This window comes from Streptomyces sp. NPDC051561 (assembly GCF_044454195.1).
Taxonomy (GTDB): domain Bacteria; phylum Actinomycetota; class Actinomycetes; order Streptomycetales; family Streptomycetaceae; genus Streptomyces.
In genome coordinates this window covers 832,950-848,522 of record NZ_JBITDM010000001.1, presented here as the reverse complement: position 1 = coordinate 848,522, position 15,573 = coordinate 832,950, and the positions used below count along the sequence as shown (strand labels likewise).

Genomic DNA, 15,573 nt, shown 5'->3' with positions numbered 1-15,573 from the left:
ACCGCACTCGTCTCACATAGCGAACAGGCATGACCATGAACCGGACAACGCCCTCGGGTACGGCCCTGGCCGACCCCCCTCCGCAGCACAGCCCCGCCGAGGCGCCCACCGGCCTCACCCAGGGGCTCAAGCAGCGGCACCTTTCGATGATCGCCCTCGGCGGGGTGATCGGTGCGGGCCTCTTCGTGGGGTCGGGTGCGGGTATCGCGGCGGCGGGTCCGGCCGTGGTGCTGCTGTTCGCGGCGGCGGGCGCGGTCGTGATGCTGCTGATGCGGATGCTGGGCGAGATGTCCGCCGCGCGGCCCGCCACCGGTTCGTTCTCGGTGCACGCGGAGCGGGAGCTCGGTGCGTGGGCCGGGGCGACCTCCGGGTGGACGTACTGGACGATGCTGTGCTGCGGGGTGGCGGCCGAGGCGGTAGCGGCCGGCGAGATCATGCACGGCTGGGTGCCGTTCCTGCCCGCCTACGGGTGGGTCGCCGTCTTCATGATCTTCTTCTGCCTCAGCAACCTCGCCGCGGTGCGCAATTTCGGCGAGTTCGAGTTCTGCTTCTCGGCCCTGAAGGTCGCCGCGATCTGCGCGTTCCTGGTCCTCGGTGTGCTCGGCGTCTGCGGGGTGTTCGGCGAGGCGCCCGGCGCCTCCCACCTCACTGGCGAGGGCGGCTTCTTCCCGACCGGCACGGCCGGGCTGGTCGCCGGGCTGCTGACCGCCGTGTTCGCGTACGGCGGTCTGGAGACCGTCACGATCGCCGCGGCCGAGTCCGACGACCCGCGCGCCAATGTGGCCCGCGCCGTGCGCACGGCGGTGTGGCGGATCGCCCTGTTCTACGTCGGTTCGATGGCCCTGGTCGTCACCCTGGTGCCGTGGAACGACCCGCGCGTCGCGGCCAACGGCCCGTACGTCACCGTCCTGGACCGCCTCGGCATTCCCGCCGCAGGAACGATCATGCAGGTGGTCATCCTGATCGCGCTGCTCTCCGCGATGAACGCCAACATCTACGGCTCCTCGCGGATGGCGTACTCGCTGGTCTCGCGCGGTCTGGGCCCGCGCTTCCTGGGCAAGGTGCGCGGCGGTGTGCCGATGGCCGCGGTCGTCGCCTCCTGCTGCTTCGGCTTCTTCGCGGTGTTCGCCGGGATCTGGTGGCCGGACACGATCTTCACCTGGCTGATGAACACCACCGGTGTCGCCATCCTGGTCGGCTGGGTCTTCATCTGCGTCACCCAGCTGCGGATGCGCCGCAGGCTGGAGCGCGAGGCGCCCGAGCTGCTGAGCATCAGAATGTGGGGCTTCCCCTATCTGACCTGGGTCGCCCTGCTGGCGATCGCCGGAGTCTTCGTGGCGATGGCCACCACGCCCGGCGGACGCGACCAGCTGTACGTCTCCGCGGTGCTGGTGGCCGTGCTGGCCCTCGGCGGCTGGGCGAAGCAGCGCAAGGACGCGGCACGGCAGGCGGGCTGAGAGCCTGTGTCTCAACCCCGGCCGGGGTTGAGACACAGGCTCTGAGCCGGCGAACGGCCAGCCCCTGGGAGCAGGTCAGTCCCGCAGCGCCTTCTTCATGATCTTCCCCATGTCGTTGCGCGGCAGGGACTCCCGCAGCCGCACCACCCTCGGCCGCTTGTACGGGGCGAGTTCGCGGGCGACGTGCTCGGCCAGTTCCTGTGCGCTCGGCGGGGCCGCCGGATCCCTGGGGACGATCCAGGCGACGACGGTCTCGCCGAGGTCGGGGTGCGGTTCGCCGGTGACGGCGGCGTCGGCGACCGCCGGGTGTTCCAGGAGTACGTTCTCGATCTCGCCGGCGCCGATCTTGTAGCCGCCGCTCTTGATCAGGTCGGTCGACCGGCGGCCCACGATCCGTACGCCGCCGTCGGCGTCCAGCGTCGCCATGTCACCGGTGCGGAACCAGCCCCGGTCGAAGGCGGCTTCGGTCGCTTCGGGGCGGCCCAGATATGCGGTGAAGAGGTTCGGCCCCTTCACCTGGATCTCCCCGATGGTCTCGCCGTCGCGGTCCTCGACGGGCCGCCCGTCGTCGTCGACCAGCCGGAGTTCGACGCCGTCCAGCGGCGTTCCCACACTGCCGGGCCGGGGCGCGCCGCCCGGACGTACGCTCGTGTTCATCAGGGTCTCGGTCATCCCGTACCGCTCGACGACCTGCCGGCCGGTCGCCCCGGCAATGGCCTCGTGGTCGCGGCGGGACAGCGCGGCGGAGCCGGACACCAGGAGCCGGGCCCCGGCGAGGGCCTCGGCCAGGGCGGGGTCGGCGGGGAGTGCCTCGGCGATCCGGTGGTACATCGTCGGTACGCCGAACAGCATGGTGCCCCCGCTCGACAGCTCGTCCCTGACACCCTCCGGCGAGAACCGGCCGAGATGGCGCAGACTCCCGCCCCGGCGCAGCGGGCCGAGCACCCCGAGAACCAGACCGTGCACGTGGAACAGCGGCAGCCCGTGCACCAGCACGTCGTCCGCGCTCCATTTCCACGCGTCGGCGAGGGCGTCGAGGGAGGCCCGCACCGCCCGCCGCGGCAGGATCGCGCCCTTCGGCGGGCCCGTGGTGCCCGAGGTGTAGATGACCAGCGCGGGAGCCTCGTCGCCGGGCTCTTCGGGCAGGTCCGCGGGCGGTCCTGCCGGTGCGAGATCCGGGTGTACGACGGTCAGCCCGGCCAGCGCGTCGGGCAGCGCCGAATCCGGCGCGGCCAGGACGAGTTCGGGCCCGCTGTCGGCCACCAGATGGGCGAGCTCACGAGCACCGCTGCCCGGGTTCACGGGCACCAGCGGCACCCCGGCCAGCAGCGCGGCCAGCGCCCCGACCGCTGACTCCAGTGTCGGCGTGGCCCACAGCGCGACCCGCCGGGCACCGGCCAGCTGGACCGCGGTGGCGGAGGCCGCCGCCCGCAGCTCCGCGTAGGTCAGCGCACGGTCGCCGAAGCGGAGTGCGGGCGCGCGGCCCATGGTGTCGAGAGCGGGGAAGAGGCGCGTCATGTGGGTCTCCAGCGGCGGGGGCTTGGCAAGTCGGGTGCGGGGAGGGGGTGTTGGTGGGGACGTGGTGGGAGGGGAGGGGGTGTTGGTGGGGACGTGGTGGGAGGTGAGGGGAGTGGTCGGTGGGGTGCGGTCGATGGGAACCAGGGTTCCGGTGAGCCGGGCGCCGCGCAAGGGGCCGGCCGGCGGAGGGCGGGGTCCGGCGCCCTGGGCACGACCCACAAGGCTCACGTCCCGCAACCCCACCACCCACCACCCACCACGCACCACCCACCACCCACCGTCAGGAGTCCAGCAGCCTGGACAGCTCCGTTCGGGACCGGACGCCCAGGGTGGCGAACACATTGCGGAGGTGGTGGTCGACCGTGCGCGGGCTTACCGAGAGGCGGGCAGCCACCTCGCGGTTGGTGGCCCCTTCCGCGACGTACCGGGCGATCCGGTGCTGCTGCGGGGTCAGGGTGGCGAGCAGCCGTGTCCGGCCCGCTCCGGTGGCCGACGCGGGCTCCACCGCCTCGCCCGCGGCGCGCAGTTCGCCACCCGCGCGCTCCGCCCAGATCCGGGCCGAGCAGCGCTCGAAGGCGACCAGGGCGTCCCGGAGCGGGCCGCGGGCCTCCCGGGTGCGGCGGCGCCGGCGCAGCCACTGGCCGTAGAGGAGTTGGGTGCGAGCGCGTTCGAATTCGCCGCCCGCACGCTCGTGGTGGGCCAGCGCCTCCTCGTACCGTGCGGCGGCCTCCTGGGGCGGCGCGAGGAGGGCCCGGCAGCGGGCCAGCAGTGCGGGCGCCTGGGGGTCCGCGGTGCGTTCGGTCCACAGGGCCAGTTCGGCCACCGCCTCGGGTGCCCCGTCCGCCGCGGTCTCCTCGCGCCCGGAGAGTACGGCCGCTTCGACGTAGCACGGTACGGCGAGCATCCGCACGCCGAAGTGGCCGCGCCGCGGCCCGGGCCGTACCAGCGGGGCGAGCCGGGCGGCGGCCTCGCCCGGGCGGCCCCGGGCGAGTTCCGCGCGGGCGAGCGCCCAGGTGGCGAGGGTGGCCGCCTGGAGGAGACCGTGCGGTCCGGCCCCCACCAGCGCGGCGTCGCAGTGCGCGGCGCAGGCGGCGGGGTCGCCCTCCACCGACGCGACGAGTGCCAGTACGGCGTGCAGGTGGGCGGCGGTGTTGGGCTGCTTGGTACGGCGGGCTGCCTCCAGCCCCGCCCCGGCGTGGGCCCGCGCCCCGGCGTGCCGTCCGGCCCTCAACTCGGCGTAGGCCAGCTGCTCCAGAGCCCTCGGCAGCAGTACGTCGGGCCCGACCGCCCGTACGGCGGCGAGCGCCCGCGCCCCGAGGCGGCAGGCCTCGTCGACCTCCCCCAGCACCAGCGCCGCCACGACCGCACGCAGCAGCCCGGGGGCGTCCTGCTCGACTCCGGTCACGGTCGCGGCCCCGATCGCGGCCCCGGCCCCCGACGTGACCCCGTCGAGGCAGCGGCGTAACAGCGCGTGCCCCTCTTGGGCGTGGCCGCCGATCACCGCGAACATGCCCGCCCGGTAGTGCGCGAGGGTCAGGTCGGGGGTGGACGGGGGGATGCGCCGCATGGCGTCGAGGCAGGCGGTGGCGTCGCCGGTGGCCCAGGCGGCTTCGGCTGCGCCGAGCAGGGCTTCCAGGGCGCGGTGCGGGTCGTGGGGGGAGAGCAGGGTGAAGGCGGCGAGGAGGGCTTCGCGGGCGTCGGCGGCGGGGGCGTCGCGCAGGGCGAGCAGGCCGTGTACGCACTGGGCCGCACCGTCTGCGGGGCGGGTGCCGGTGCGGGCCAGCAGGGTGCGGGCGCGGTCGGGGTCGCCGGCGAGTCTGGCCTGCTCGGCGGCGGCGGCGAACCGTGCGGCGCGCAGCGAGTCGTCGGCGGAGAGTGCGGCGGCGCGGGCGAGTGCGGCCGATCGTTCGGCGTGCGGGTGCGGGGCGAGCGCGCTGGCCGCGAGCTGCCGGGCGAGCGCCGGGTCGGGGCCGGGGGCCGCGCAGGCCCGCTGCACGAGCGGCGGCAGCGGCGGCGAGCCGCGCCCGGCCAGCAGCGCGGCGAGCAGTTCGTGCACAGCACGCCGGCGGGCCGGGGCCGCTCTGTGCAGTACCGCGCGGCGCAGCAGCGGGTGCCGGAAGTGCACCCGGTCACCGCTGCGTTGGAGGGCGCCCGCGCTCGCACCCGGCTCCAGCAATACGTGTTCCACCAGAGCGGGGTCGAGCCCGGCACGGGCCCCCGCGCGCAGCAGCAGGGACACTTCCGAGCCCGCTCCGTCCGGTTCGTGCTCGGCGGCGGCGGCGGTCAGCAGGAGCAGCGTCCGGGCCTGCGGCGGCAGTCCGCCCAGCATCGCGGCGTGCGCCGCCAGGACGCTCTCGCCGCCGGGGAGCGGATACGGCAGGGCGGCCCGCCCGGCCAGTTGGCCGTGCGAGAGGCGGGCGGTGAGTCCGGCGAGCAGCCGCGGGTTGCCCGCCGCCTCCCGCAGCAACTCGTCCCGTACGGCGGCGTCCACCGCGCCCGTGTGCCCGGTGAGCCGGTCCAGGAGTGCCGCGGACGCTCCGTCGTCGAGCGGGCCGGGGTGCAGGGTGGGCAGTGCGGCGAAGCCGGTCTCGTCCACGGTGCTGATCACCACGGCGACCCGGCTGCCGGCGCCGAGCCGCCGGGCCGCGAAACCGAGGGCGGCGCGCGACTCGGCGTCCCATGCGTGGGCGTCGTCGACGCAGACCAACAGAGGCTTTTCCGAGCCGAGTTGGCGCAGCAGTGCGAGCAGTGCGCCGGGGGTGGGGCCCGGCCGCAGTACCTCGTCGGGCGACATCGGCAGCGGACCTGCGGCGGAGCAGAGCAGGGCGTGCAGCCCGCTGCGGGGGAGGTTCTGCTCGGCGGGTGCCGCGGTGGCGTACAGGACCTGCCCCGCGCCACGGGCGGTGTGGGCGGCGGCGGTCTGCCGCAGCAGCGCGGTGCGGCCGAGGCCGGGCGGTGAGGCCACCACGAGCGCGCCGCCCCGCCCGTCCCGCAGGCCGAGCAACAGGGCGTCCAGGACGGCGAGTTCACGGCTGCGGCCGTACAGCCGGAGCGGTTTGTGCACGGTCGTGGAGGGGGTCACGAACGCCACGTTACTTCTGCGTAAACAACCTCGGAAGACTCCCGTCCGCCTGTCGCCACAGGTATGGGGCACCGCCCCAACCCGGGCCCGCCCCGGCTGTGCGGCGGCACAATCACGGGGCCGGGGCGAGGACCGGGACCGCTCCCGCATCGCGGCCCCGGCCCTGCCCCCCCCTGCCCTGCGCCCCGCGTTCCCAGGGAGGCGTGCGGGGCTCAGGACGTGTGTCGGGTCAGGTCGTGCGGGGGCTCAGGACGAGTGCGGGCAGTTGCCCCGGTACTCGGCGATCGTCGTGCTGGCCTGCGGCAGCGGGCAGAGGAACTGTTCGTAGCGGGTGTCGTCGTCGATGAACCGCTTCAGCCACGAAATGCTGTATTTGGCGATGGTGGTGTTGGAGGTGTTCGGAGTGAAGTGCGAGGCGCCGCGCAGCTCCAGGTACGCCTTGTCCAGGGTGCCGGGCAGCGATCCGTAGAACGGTTCCGAGTGCGTGGCCACCGGTGCGATGGTGTCGGCGTCCGCCCCGACGACCAGGGTGGGGGTGCGCAGTTCGGGCCAGCTCTTGTCGGTGTTCCAGCCGGTCAGCGGGATCGCCGCCTTCAGCGAGGTGCGGCTCTTGGCGGCTTCCAGGGTGCCGCCGCCGCCCATCGAGTGGCCCATCACGCCGAGCCGGGCGGCGTCGATCCGGCCGCGGACCGAGCTGCGTTGCGTCAGGTAGTCGAGGGCGGCGAGGAGTTGACGGCCACGACTGGCGGGCTGGTCGGACGTGGTGTTGGTGTCGATGGTGAAGACGACGAAGCCCTGCGAGGCGAGGCGCGGGCCGAGCCACGCCATGCTCGACTGGGTGGCGGTGAAGCCCGGCGCGACGGCGACCGCGCCGAAGGTGCCGTCCGCGGTGGACGTCGGGTAGTAGATGGTGCCGCCGCCGAAGCCGGTGACGCTCAGCGAGGAGACGGACGTCTGCGAGGTGGCGTAGGAGCCGCGGCTGGCCTCGATGCTCGACTGGGTGGGGGCCGGACCGCGCTCGTAGGGATTGTCCGCGGCCTGCGCGGGAAGCGACGCGGCCACCAGGCCCGCGGCGGCGAACGCCGCGGCAAGCACGCTCTTGACGGTACGGGCGCGGCCCGGGGCGGTGCGGTGACGGCGTGGGGAGGCGTCGTCGGAGAGAAGTCGCTGCTGCACGAGGGGGGGTCCTCTCATCGTGGCGGCGCCGCGCGGAGCAGGGGCCGGAGCCCCCGGCCGCCCCGGGGCTCCGGGACGCACCGCGCGATTACCGCCGTCGTTCGCTGGCGATGGCCACTCTCGCGGCGCACCCGCACCGCACACATCGGCGATATCACCGGTCCTGCCGACGCGTTCCCCCGGCGGGCCGCAGCGGACCCGGACGGGATGTGCCTCGTCGGCGCAGCGGTCCGGGACGGGGTCCGCCCCGGCGGTGCGGCGGGCCCGGACGGGATCCGCCCCGGAGGTGCGGCGGCCCGGGCGGTCTCCGTCCGGGCGCGCACGATGGCGTACGTCACACGGTTTTCCTGTCCGATCGGACAGTTCTGACCGATCGGACAGTTACGGTAGGGGCATGGCACGCCCTGCATCCGCGATGCGCGGACACATCCTCGAATCCGCCCTGCGGCTGTTCGCCACGGGCGGGTTCAACGGCACGTCCCTGCACGCCATCGCGGCGGACGCGGGCTGTTCGAAGGCCTCGCTGATCTACCACTTCAGCACCAAGGAAGCGATCCTCACCGAGCTGCTGTCCCCTGCGGGCGAGGGCGTGGCCGCCCTCGCCGCACGGCTGGACGCCCTTCCCGCGGACCAGCGGGTGCGGGCGGCCGTCGTCGGATACGTGGATCTCGCCCTGCGCTACCGGCGCGAGGTGAAGATCCTCTTCGAGGACACCCCGACGATGATCTGCAACCCGGCACTGGGAGACATCCCCGCCCTGTCGGACCGCCTGGTCGTCGCCATGGGCGGAGGCACCGGGGAGCCCAGAGGCATCGTCGCCGCGCACATGGTGCTCGGCGCGGTGTTCGTCACCTGTGCCAGTGAGGTGGACGTGCCCAAGGACGTACTGCGCGAGGAGCTGGTCGAGGGCGCGCTGCGGACGCTCGGCCACCGCGTGGACTAGCGCTTCCGCACAGTTCGCGCGTTCCCGTACGGGTCACACGCCACCCGTGTACGCCCGGTCCGCCGCCTCCTGCGCCCCCGGCCGCCCCGCACCCGTAACCCCCGGCCGCCCCCTCCCCGTAACCCCACCTCACCCCCCACCCCCGCACCCGCCCCTCACCGAACGAGGAGACACACCCTCCGCATGGCATCCCTGCTCTACCGGCTCGGCCGGTTCTCCTTCCGCCGCCGGGGGCGCACAGCCGCCGCCTGGCTGCTCCTGCTCGCCCTGCTCGGCGCCCTCGCCCTGGTCTTCCAGGGGCCGACGACCGACAAATTCACCATGCCCGGCACCGAGTCGCAGCGTGCCCTGACCGCTCTCAAGGAAGAGTTTCCCGAGGCCAGCGGCACCACCGGCACCATCGTCGTGGCCGCCCCCGAGGGCGAGAAGCTGACTCCGGCGCGGATAGCCCCGATCGTGCGCGACGCCGCCGACGTGCCCGGTGTACTGGGTGCGATCGACCCCTTCCAGGCCAAGTCGCTCTCCCCGGACGTGCGTTACGCGCTCGTCCAGGTGCAGTTCGACAAGAGCGCCGAGGAGGTCACCGACGCGGAGCGCACGGCCTTCGAGAAGGCGGGCAGCTCCGCCGAGGGGCTGACCGTCGAGCACGGCGGCGAGGTGATGACCGCCAAGGTCGAGGTGGGGTCCACCGAGGCGATCGGCGTCGCGGTCGCCGCGGTCGTCCTGGTCGTCACCTTCGGGTCGCTGGTCGCCGCCGGGATGACCCTGCTGAACGCCCTGATCGGTGTCGCGGCGGGCATGGCGGGCCTCTTCGCGCTCAGCAGCACCATCGAACTCACCAGTACCGCCCCGATCCTCGCCCTGATGCTGGGGCTGGCCGTCGGCATCGACTACTCCCTCTTCATCACCTCCCGCTACCGGCAGTACCTGGCCGAGGGCATGGACGGGGAGGAGGCCGTCGGCCGGGCGACCGGCACCGCGGGTTCCGCCGTCGTCTTCGCGGGCGCCACGGTCGTCATCGCGCTGGTCGGTCTGTCGGTGGTCGGGATTCCGTTCCTGAGCGTGATGGGTCTGGCCGCTGCCGGCACGGTGCTGGTCGCCGTACTGGTCGCGCTCACCCTGCTGCCCGCGGCCCTCGGGTTCATGGGCGAGCGGGTGCTGCCGCGCCGCCTGCGCAAGGGACACAAGAAGGGTGGCGGCGCCGGTCCCTCCATGGACAGGGACGCCAAGAGCCCTGCCCAGGACGCCCATCCCGCCCAGGACGCCAAGCCCACCCAGGACACCAAGCCCACCCAGGACACCAAGAGCCCCGCCAAGGAGCCGTTCGGCTTCCGTTGGGGCCGGCTCGTCGCCAAGCTGCGCGTCCCGCTGCTGATCGTCGGCATCGCGGGCCTCGGCGTACTCGCCCTGCCCGTCCAGGACATGCGGCTCGCACTGCCCGACGCGGGCACCGCCGCGGTGGACTCCCCCGCCCGCAAGGCGTACGACCTGACCAGCGAGGGATTCGGCCCCGGGTTCAACGGACGGCTGCTCGCCGTCGTCTCCTCCGACAGCCCGGAGCAGACCAAGAAGGCGACCGCCCAGGCCGCGGGAATCATCACCAAGACCGACGGTGTAGTCGCCGTCGCCCCGCCGCAGTTCAACAAGGAGGGCACCACCGCGCTGCTGGCCGTCATCCCGGAGGCCGGTCCGACGGCGGAGGCCACCGAGAACGCGGTGCACGACATCCGCGACCGGGTCGCCAAGGTCTCCGGCGCCGACATCGCGCTGACCGGCGTCACCGCGCTCGGCATCGACGTCTCGGAGAAGCTGTCGGACGCGATGCCGGTCTATCTGGGGCTCGTCGTGGGCCTCTCGGTGCTGCTGCTGATGCTGGTGTTCCGCTCGGTACTGGTGCCGCTGAAGGCGGCGCTGGGCTTCCTGCTCACCGTCGGCGCGACGTTCGGCATCACGGTCGGCATCTTCCAGCAGGGCACCCTCGCGCACCTCGTCGGCATCGACACCCCGGGCCCCCTGGTCAGCTTCCTGCCGATCCTGCTCATCGGGATCCTGTTCGGCCTGGCGATGGACTACGAGGTCTTCCTCGTCTCCCGGATGCGCGAGGACTTCGTGCACGGCACCCCCGCCCGCGAGGCCGTGGTGGCCGGGGTCGGCCACAACGCCCGGGTGGTGACAGCCGCCGCGCTGATCATGACGGCGGTGTTCGGCGGGTTCGTGCTGCTGGACGACCCGATCATCAAGTCGATCGGCTTCGCGCTGGCGGTGGGGGTCGTGGTGGACGCGTTCGTCGTACGCATGACCCTCGTCCCCGCCGTGATGTCGCTGCTCGGCCGCTCCGCGTGGTGGCTGCCGCGTCCCCTCGAACGGGCCCTCCCGGACCTCGACATCGAGGGCGCGAGCCTCGGCCCGGCGGGCAGGAAGGACCCGGAGGACGGGACGGAGCAGGACGAACACGGGCGGGAGCGCGAGTCGGTGCGCGTCTGACCCCTGCCGGACGGACCTCCCGGTCTCCCACTCCTCAGAGCCTGTCCCTCACCTCCCCTCGCCCGGTCGGGCGGGGGGAGGTGGTGCATGATGTGCCCATGCCCACCCAGGAGTTCGCCCGGTCCGTCACGGTGGCCCGGCCGACGGAGGACGTGTTCACGCACTTGGCGCGGCCGGAGAGTTACGTCGGCCTGTCTCCGCTGGTGGTCGCGGTGCGGGACGTCGAGGTGGCGCGGGAAGTGGGGCGGGACGTCGCGGTGGCGCGGGACGCGGTGCGGTACGTCGCGGTCGAGCGGTTCCGGCTGGGGCCGCTGCGCTGGGACAATCCGATCCGGGTGACGATGACGTTCCCCGAGCCGGGCCGCCGGATCGTCAGCGAGGTCCGAAGCCCGGGCCGGGTGCGGTTGACGTCGACGGTCACGCTGGTCCCGGACGGCGCGGGAACACGGGTGAGCGAGGCGATATGGGTCGCCTTCCCCCGGCCGCTGCGGGCGCTGGTCATCGGCCAGGCGGCGAAGGCCCAGAAGTACCGGCTGGCCGAGCTCGCCCGGCGGATGGATCGGTCCACGACCGGCTAGCCGCCCGTCAGGAGAGCTTGCGGTGGCTCTCCTGCGGTGCGGGGGCGTCCGCCGCGGCACCCCGGGTGACGATCCTGCTGGGGGTGCTGCCGGAGAGGGCGGCGATGGTGACGGCCGCCAGGGCCAGTGCGATGCCCGCGACAGTCGCCGGTGTGACCTCGGCGCCGCCGTGCGGCAGGAGCAGGTCGAGGGCCAGGGATCCGGCGAGCTGGCCGGTGATGGTGCACAGTCCGAGCAGGAGCACGCCGAGCTTCTGGACGGTGGCGACGGCGATGGAGATGAACACGATCCCGACCAGACCGCCGAGGTAGAGGTACGGCTCGGTGGGCAGCCGGTCCGGCAGCCCCACGAAGACGGTGTGCAGGACCAGGATCGCGACCAGCGCGCCGGTGCCGGCGGCGAAGTTGAAGAACGTACCCGTGTACGCGGAACCCGAGGCGTTGCGCACATGCCCGTTGACCGCCTGCTGCCAGCTGACGCACACGCCCGCGATCAGCGGCAGTGCGAGCGCCGCGTACGGCAGGCCGCCGCCGAGCTTGTCCGCCATCGAGAGACCGACGGCCGCCAGCACCAGCACCGCGCCCAGGACCCTTCGCCGGGTGGGCCGTTGGGGGCCCGCCGGGCCGAGCCCCATACGGTCGAAGAGCAGCCCGCCCGCGACCTGCCCCGCGACGATCGCCACGCTGAACAGGGCCACCCCGAGCACTCCGACGGTCAGCCCCTGGGTGAGCACGAACGCCGCCCCGCCGAACCCGCCGAGCACCTGCCACCGGCGCAGCCGCCGCGCACGTACGTCCGCGACCACCCGACCGACTCCCCGGCGTGCCCCGCGCGCCACGACCAGCCCGATCGCCAGGACGAGGAGACCTGAGCCGAAGGAGATCGTGGCGGCCGCGAAGCCGTCACCCCCGAGCCCCGCCGCGAGGGCCCCGGTGATCCGGGACTGCAGGGATATCAGAGCGCCGGAGAAGACGGCGAGCAGCAGCCAGGGGGCTGTGGCGGTGGGCATTGCGTACGACCTTCGGGTGGGTGGTTGCGGTCCTGAGGTGGGTGGTTCCGGGCCTGAGAGCCTACGTCTCACCCTCGCGGGGGCACGCGCCCCGCCCCGCCCCCGGGCATCGTCACAGCCGCCCCGGCCCCGCCCGCACCCCGGCAGCGTCATGGAGCCGCCCCGCCCCGGGCAGACTCCCCCCGACCATCCGCCCGGCCCGGCTCGACCGCGCCTCCCCCAGGCCCCTTTGGGAGCTCCTCATGACAGTGGACCGGCACCAACTCACCATGAGCGGCACCGGCCGCGACGGCGTCCAGCACTACGAGGACGCGCTGGACGCACTCCTGTTCTTCCGCCCGGAAGTGGTCGACCGGGCCGCGGACGTACTGCGCGTGTCGCCCGACGCCCCACTGGGACACGCGCTGCACGCCTATCTGGCGGTGCTGGGCACCGAGGAGCGGGACACGGCGGCGGCCCGCGCCCCCTTCGCCCGCTTTCGCGGCGCGCTCGACGAAACGCGGATCACGCCCAGGGAGCGGCTGCATCTGGCCGCCGCCGGGGCCTGCCTCGACGGCGATCTGCACGGAGCGGCCCGGCTCCTCGACGAGCTGTCGGTCGGCTGGCCCCGCGATGCGCTGGCCCTGCTGGCAGGCCATCAGCTGGACTTCCTGACGGGTGACGCGGGGCGGCTGCGCGACCGGATCGGCGGGGCGCTGAGCGCCTGGGACCAGGAGGATCCGCATTACGGGCCGCTGCGGGGGATGTACGCCTTCGGGCTTGAGGAGTCGGGCCACTACGAGCAGGCGCAGGAGGCGGGCCTGGACGCGCTGGACCGCAACCCCCGCGACGTCTGGGGGGTGCACGGGGTGGCGCACAGCTTCGAGATGCGGGGGCGGTTCGGCGACGGCCTCCGCTTCCTGGACGCCCGTACCGCCCACTGGGCGAGCGGCAACTTCCTCACCGTGCACAACTGGTGGCACTACGCGCTGTTCGCACTGGAGGCGGGCGACACCGCACGCGTCCTGGACGTCTACGACAGTGCCGTCCACCCGCCGGACGCCGAACCCCTCGCCATGCAACTCCTAGACGCCTCCGCCCTGTTGTGGCGGCTGCACCTCGCGGGCCAGGACGTCTCCGCGCGCTGGGAACGCCTCGCGCGGGACTGGGCGGGGCGGGCGGACGGCGCGCACTACGCGTTCAACGACGTGCACATCGTGATGGCGTACGTGGGGGCGGGCCGTATCAAGGACGCCGAGGAACTGATCGCGGACCGGCGCCGCTGGCTCGCGTCCGTCGAGGACTCTTACGGTACGGCGCCCTCGACGCTGTCCAACCACGCCATGACCGCCCGCATCGGCGTCCCGGTGTGCGAGGCGCTGGTGGCCTACGGCACCGCCCGCGACCGGGCGGCGGTCGACCTGCTGCTCCCGCTGCGGCACCGACTCGCCGAGTTCGGCGGCAGCCACGCCCAGCGGGACGCCGTGCAGAAGACCCTGCTGGAGGCGGCGCTGCGCTGCGGCCGCGACGAGGTGGCGCGCGCCCTGCTCAGCGAGCGAATCGCGCTGCGCCCGTCGTGCCCGTACAACTGGCTGGCCCAGGCGCGGCTGGCCGACCGGTTGGGACATCATGCCGAAGCCGCGACCGCCCGCCACCGGGCGCGTCTCCAGGCGAAGGAAGGCGGCGGAAGGGGGGCCGGCAGGGACGTGAACGCGCCAGGTGCGGGCACACGGTTGGTGTGACGGCGGGGCGGTGGGCCCGGGCGCACGGCTGCGGGCCCCGGAGGGTGGCGGGCCCGCGACGAGGAGCAGGAGGACGGGTCATGTCGACGGCGATATCCCGGCAGCAGGGTGGGGGCGGTGGCACCAGCGGCCTCTACGACGTACTGGAACTGATTCTGGACCGGGGACTGGTGATCGACGCGTTCATCCGGGTGTCGCTGGTCGGCATCGAGATCCTGAAGATCGACATCCGGATCGTCGTCGCCAGTGTGGATACGTATCTGCGGTTCGCCGAGGCGTGCAACCGCCTCGACCTGGAGTCCGGGCCGCGGCGGTCACCGGGACTGCCCGACCTCCTCAAGGGCACGACCGGCGCCCCCGACAAGAAGGAGAGCGCCGCGCTGGGCGCCGCCAAGGGGCTCTCCGACGTGCTCGGGCAGGTCCGCGAAAGCATCGAGAGCCCGCGGCCCCGGCGCTGACCGGCACGCGCTGACCAGCACGCGCCGACCGGCCCTGGCTGACCGGCCCCGCGGGCGTCACCGCGAGCCGCCCCGTACCCACGCTCTCCGAGCCTGCGCCTGCCGTGAGTTGTCCGCGAACGCTCCCGAATATGTGCGTGATCTGTAACGGGCGCATCCACCTGCCCCCGCGCCTCGTCCTGACAGCTGGTTGCAAGGTCGTCGGGGACCGGCGAGGAACAGCGCGGAATGAGGCGGAACATGGCACGGCACGAGAGTGGGCGGGGCTGGCACGGCAAGGTCATCGGGGCGGCGCTCGGGGTGATGCTGTGCGCGACCGGCGCCTCGATGTGGACCGCGCAGGCCGGTACCGGGACCAGTGCGCCGCCGAAGGCGAAGGCGCCGGTCAGTGCCGTCAAGCCGGTCGCGGTGACCATCGCGCACGCCTCCGACGCGGGGGCCCGCGGCGTCAACCTCACCATCGACGACGGGCCCGACCCGGCGTGGACCCCTCAAGTGCTGGACCTGTTGCGGGAGTACGGCGTGAAGGCCACCTTCTGCATGGTGGGGACGCAGGCGAAGGCGTACCCGGACCTCGTGCGGAAGGTGGTCGCGGGCGGGCACCGGCTGTGCAACCACACCGTGTCGCACGACACCGCCATGGACAAGAAGTCCGAGGCCTACCAGTCGCAGCAGATCCTCGACGCCGAACGCATGATCACCGAGGCCTCCGGCGGTGTGCCGTCGATGTACTACCGGGCGCCGGGCGGGGCCTTCACCCCGTACAGCCGCAAGCTCGCCGCCGACCGGGGGATGCGCCCGCTGGGCTGGAACGTGGACACCAAGGACTTCGAGCGTCCGGGTACCCCCTCCATCGTCGCCACGGTCGAGCGGGAACTGCCGAACGGGCCGACCCTGCTCTTCCACGACGCGGGCGGCGACCGCACCCAGACCGTCGAGGCCCTGCGTCAACTCGTCCCCCAACTCAGGGCGAAGGGCTACTCCTTCGGGTTCCCGGTGCGCTGAGCCGTGCTCACGGGTTGCGCCGATGGGGTGGACGGTGCGGTCAACTCGGCTCCGGGGCCGGGGGCGTCTGCCGGGACCCGGTAGACAGGTGCCGGAGCCGGGGACCGGGGCCCGGCCCGGGCAGCCGCCCGTGTGCGTGAGG

At 73.6% G+C, this 15,573-nt stretch carries 11 protein-coding genes; 7 read left to right on the top strand and 4 right to left on the bottom strand.

Annotation, left to right across the window (positions count from 1 at the left end):
- Window positions 1–35 precede the first annotated feature (35 nt).
- On the top strand, window positions 36–1,457 hold the full coding sequence (locus tag ACIA73_RS03905; protein ID WP_399436770.1) for an amino acid permease: 1,422 nt from the start codon (window positions 36–38) through the stop codon (window positions 1,455–1,457).
- Window positions 1,458–1,532: 75 nt separating this feature from the next.
- Here the strand turns inward: ACIA73_RS03905 and ACIA73_RS03900 are convergent, their stop codons facing one another.
- The 3 genes from ACIA73_RS03900 to ACIA73_RS03890 all read right to left on the bottom strand — a co-directional run bounded on the left by ACIA73_RS03900 (window position 1,533) and on the right by ACIA73_RS03890 (window position 7,233).
- Complete coding sequence (locus tag ACIA73_RS03900; protein ID WP_399436635.1) at window positions 1,533–2,975, bottom strand: acyl-CoA synthetase; 1,443 nt, start codon at window positions 2,973–2,975, stop codon at window positions 1,533–1,535.
- 280 nt (window positions 2,976–3,255) lie between these two features.
- Window positions 3,256–6,057, bottom strand: coding sequence for an AAA family ATPase (locus ACIA73_RS03895; protein ID WP_399436634.1), 2,802 nt, complete (start codon window positions 6,055–6,057; stop codon window positions 3,256–3,258).
- Between the two features lie 246 nt (window positions 6,058–6,303).
- Window positions 6,304–7,233, bottom strand: coding sequence for an alpha/beta hydrolase family protein (locus ACIA73_RS03890; RefSeq protein ID WP_399436633.1), 930 nt, complete (start codon window positions 7,231–7,233; stop codon window positions 6,304–6,306).
- Between the two features lie 394 nt (window positions 7,234–7,627).
- Between ACIA73_RS03890 and ACIA73_RS03885 the strand changes: the two genes are divergently transcribed.
- The 3 genes from ACIA73_RS03885 to ACIA73_RS03875 all read left to right on the top strand — a co-directional run bounded on the left by ACIA73_RS03885 (window position 7,628) and on the right by ACIA73_RS03875 (window position 11,238).
- Window positions 7,628–8,176, top strand: coding sequence for a TetR/AcrR family transcriptional regulator (locus ACIA73_RS03885; RefSeq protein ID WP_399436632.1), 549 nt, complete (start codon window positions 7,628–7,630; stop codon window positions 8,174–8,176).
- Between the two features lie 183 nt (window positions 8,177–8,359).
- The gene (locus ACIA73_RS03880) at window positions 8,360–10,660 is read left to right on the top strand and encodes an MMPL family transporter (RefSeq protein ID WP_399436631.1); all 2,301 of its coding nucleotides are present in this window, start codon (window positions 8,360–8,362) and stop codon (window positions 10,658–10,660) included.
- A 98-nt stretch (window positions 10,661–10,758) separates the two neighbouring features.
- On the top strand, window positions 10,759–11,238 hold the full coding sequence (locus tag ACIA73_RS03875; protein ID WP_399436630.1) for an SRPBCC family protein: 480 nt from the start codon (window positions 10,759–10,761) through the stop codon (window positions 11,236–11,238).
- A 7-nt stretch (window positions 11,239–11,245) separates the two neighbouring features.
- On the opposite strand, the gene ACIA73_RS03870 is transcribed toward ACIA73_RS03875, so the two are convergent.
- Entirely contained in the window at window positions 11,246–12,247 is a 1,002-nt protein-coding gene (locus ACIA73_RS03870) for a DMT family transporter (protein WP_399436629.1), read from the bottom strand.
- Window positions 12,248–12,489: 242 nt separating this feature from the next.
- On the opposite strand from ACIA73_RS03870, the gene ACIA73_RS03865 reads away from it, so the two are divergent.
- The 3 genes from ACIA73_RS03865 to ACIA73_RS03855 all read left to right on the top strand — a co-directional run bounded on the left by ACIA73_RS03865 (window position 12,490) and on the right by ACIA73_RS03855 (window position 15,431).
- Window positions 12,490–13,968, top strand: coding sequence for a tetratricopeptide repeat protein (locus tag ACIA73_RS03865; RefSeq protein WP_399436628.1), 1,479 nt, complete (start codon window positions 12,490–12,492; stop codon window positions 13,966–13,968).
- Window positions 13,969–14,048: 80 nt separating this feature from the next.
- Window positions 14,049–14,426 carry a gas vesicle protein GvpJ gene (gene gvpJ, locus ACIA73_RS03860; protein ID WP_399436627.1) on the top strand — a complete coding sequence of 126 codons (378 nt, stop codon included), beginning with the start codon at window positions 14,049–14,051 and terminating at the stop codon, window positions 14,424–14,426.
- Between the two features lie 240 nt (window positions 14,427–14,666).
- Window positions 14,667–15,431, top strand: a complete 765-nt coding sequence (locus tag ACIA73_RS03855) for a polysaccharide deacetylase family protein (RefSeq protein WP_399436626.1) — start codon at window positions 14,667–14,669, stop codon at window positions 15,429–15,431.
- The last annotated feature ends 142 nt before the right edge of the window (window positions 15,432–15,573 follow it).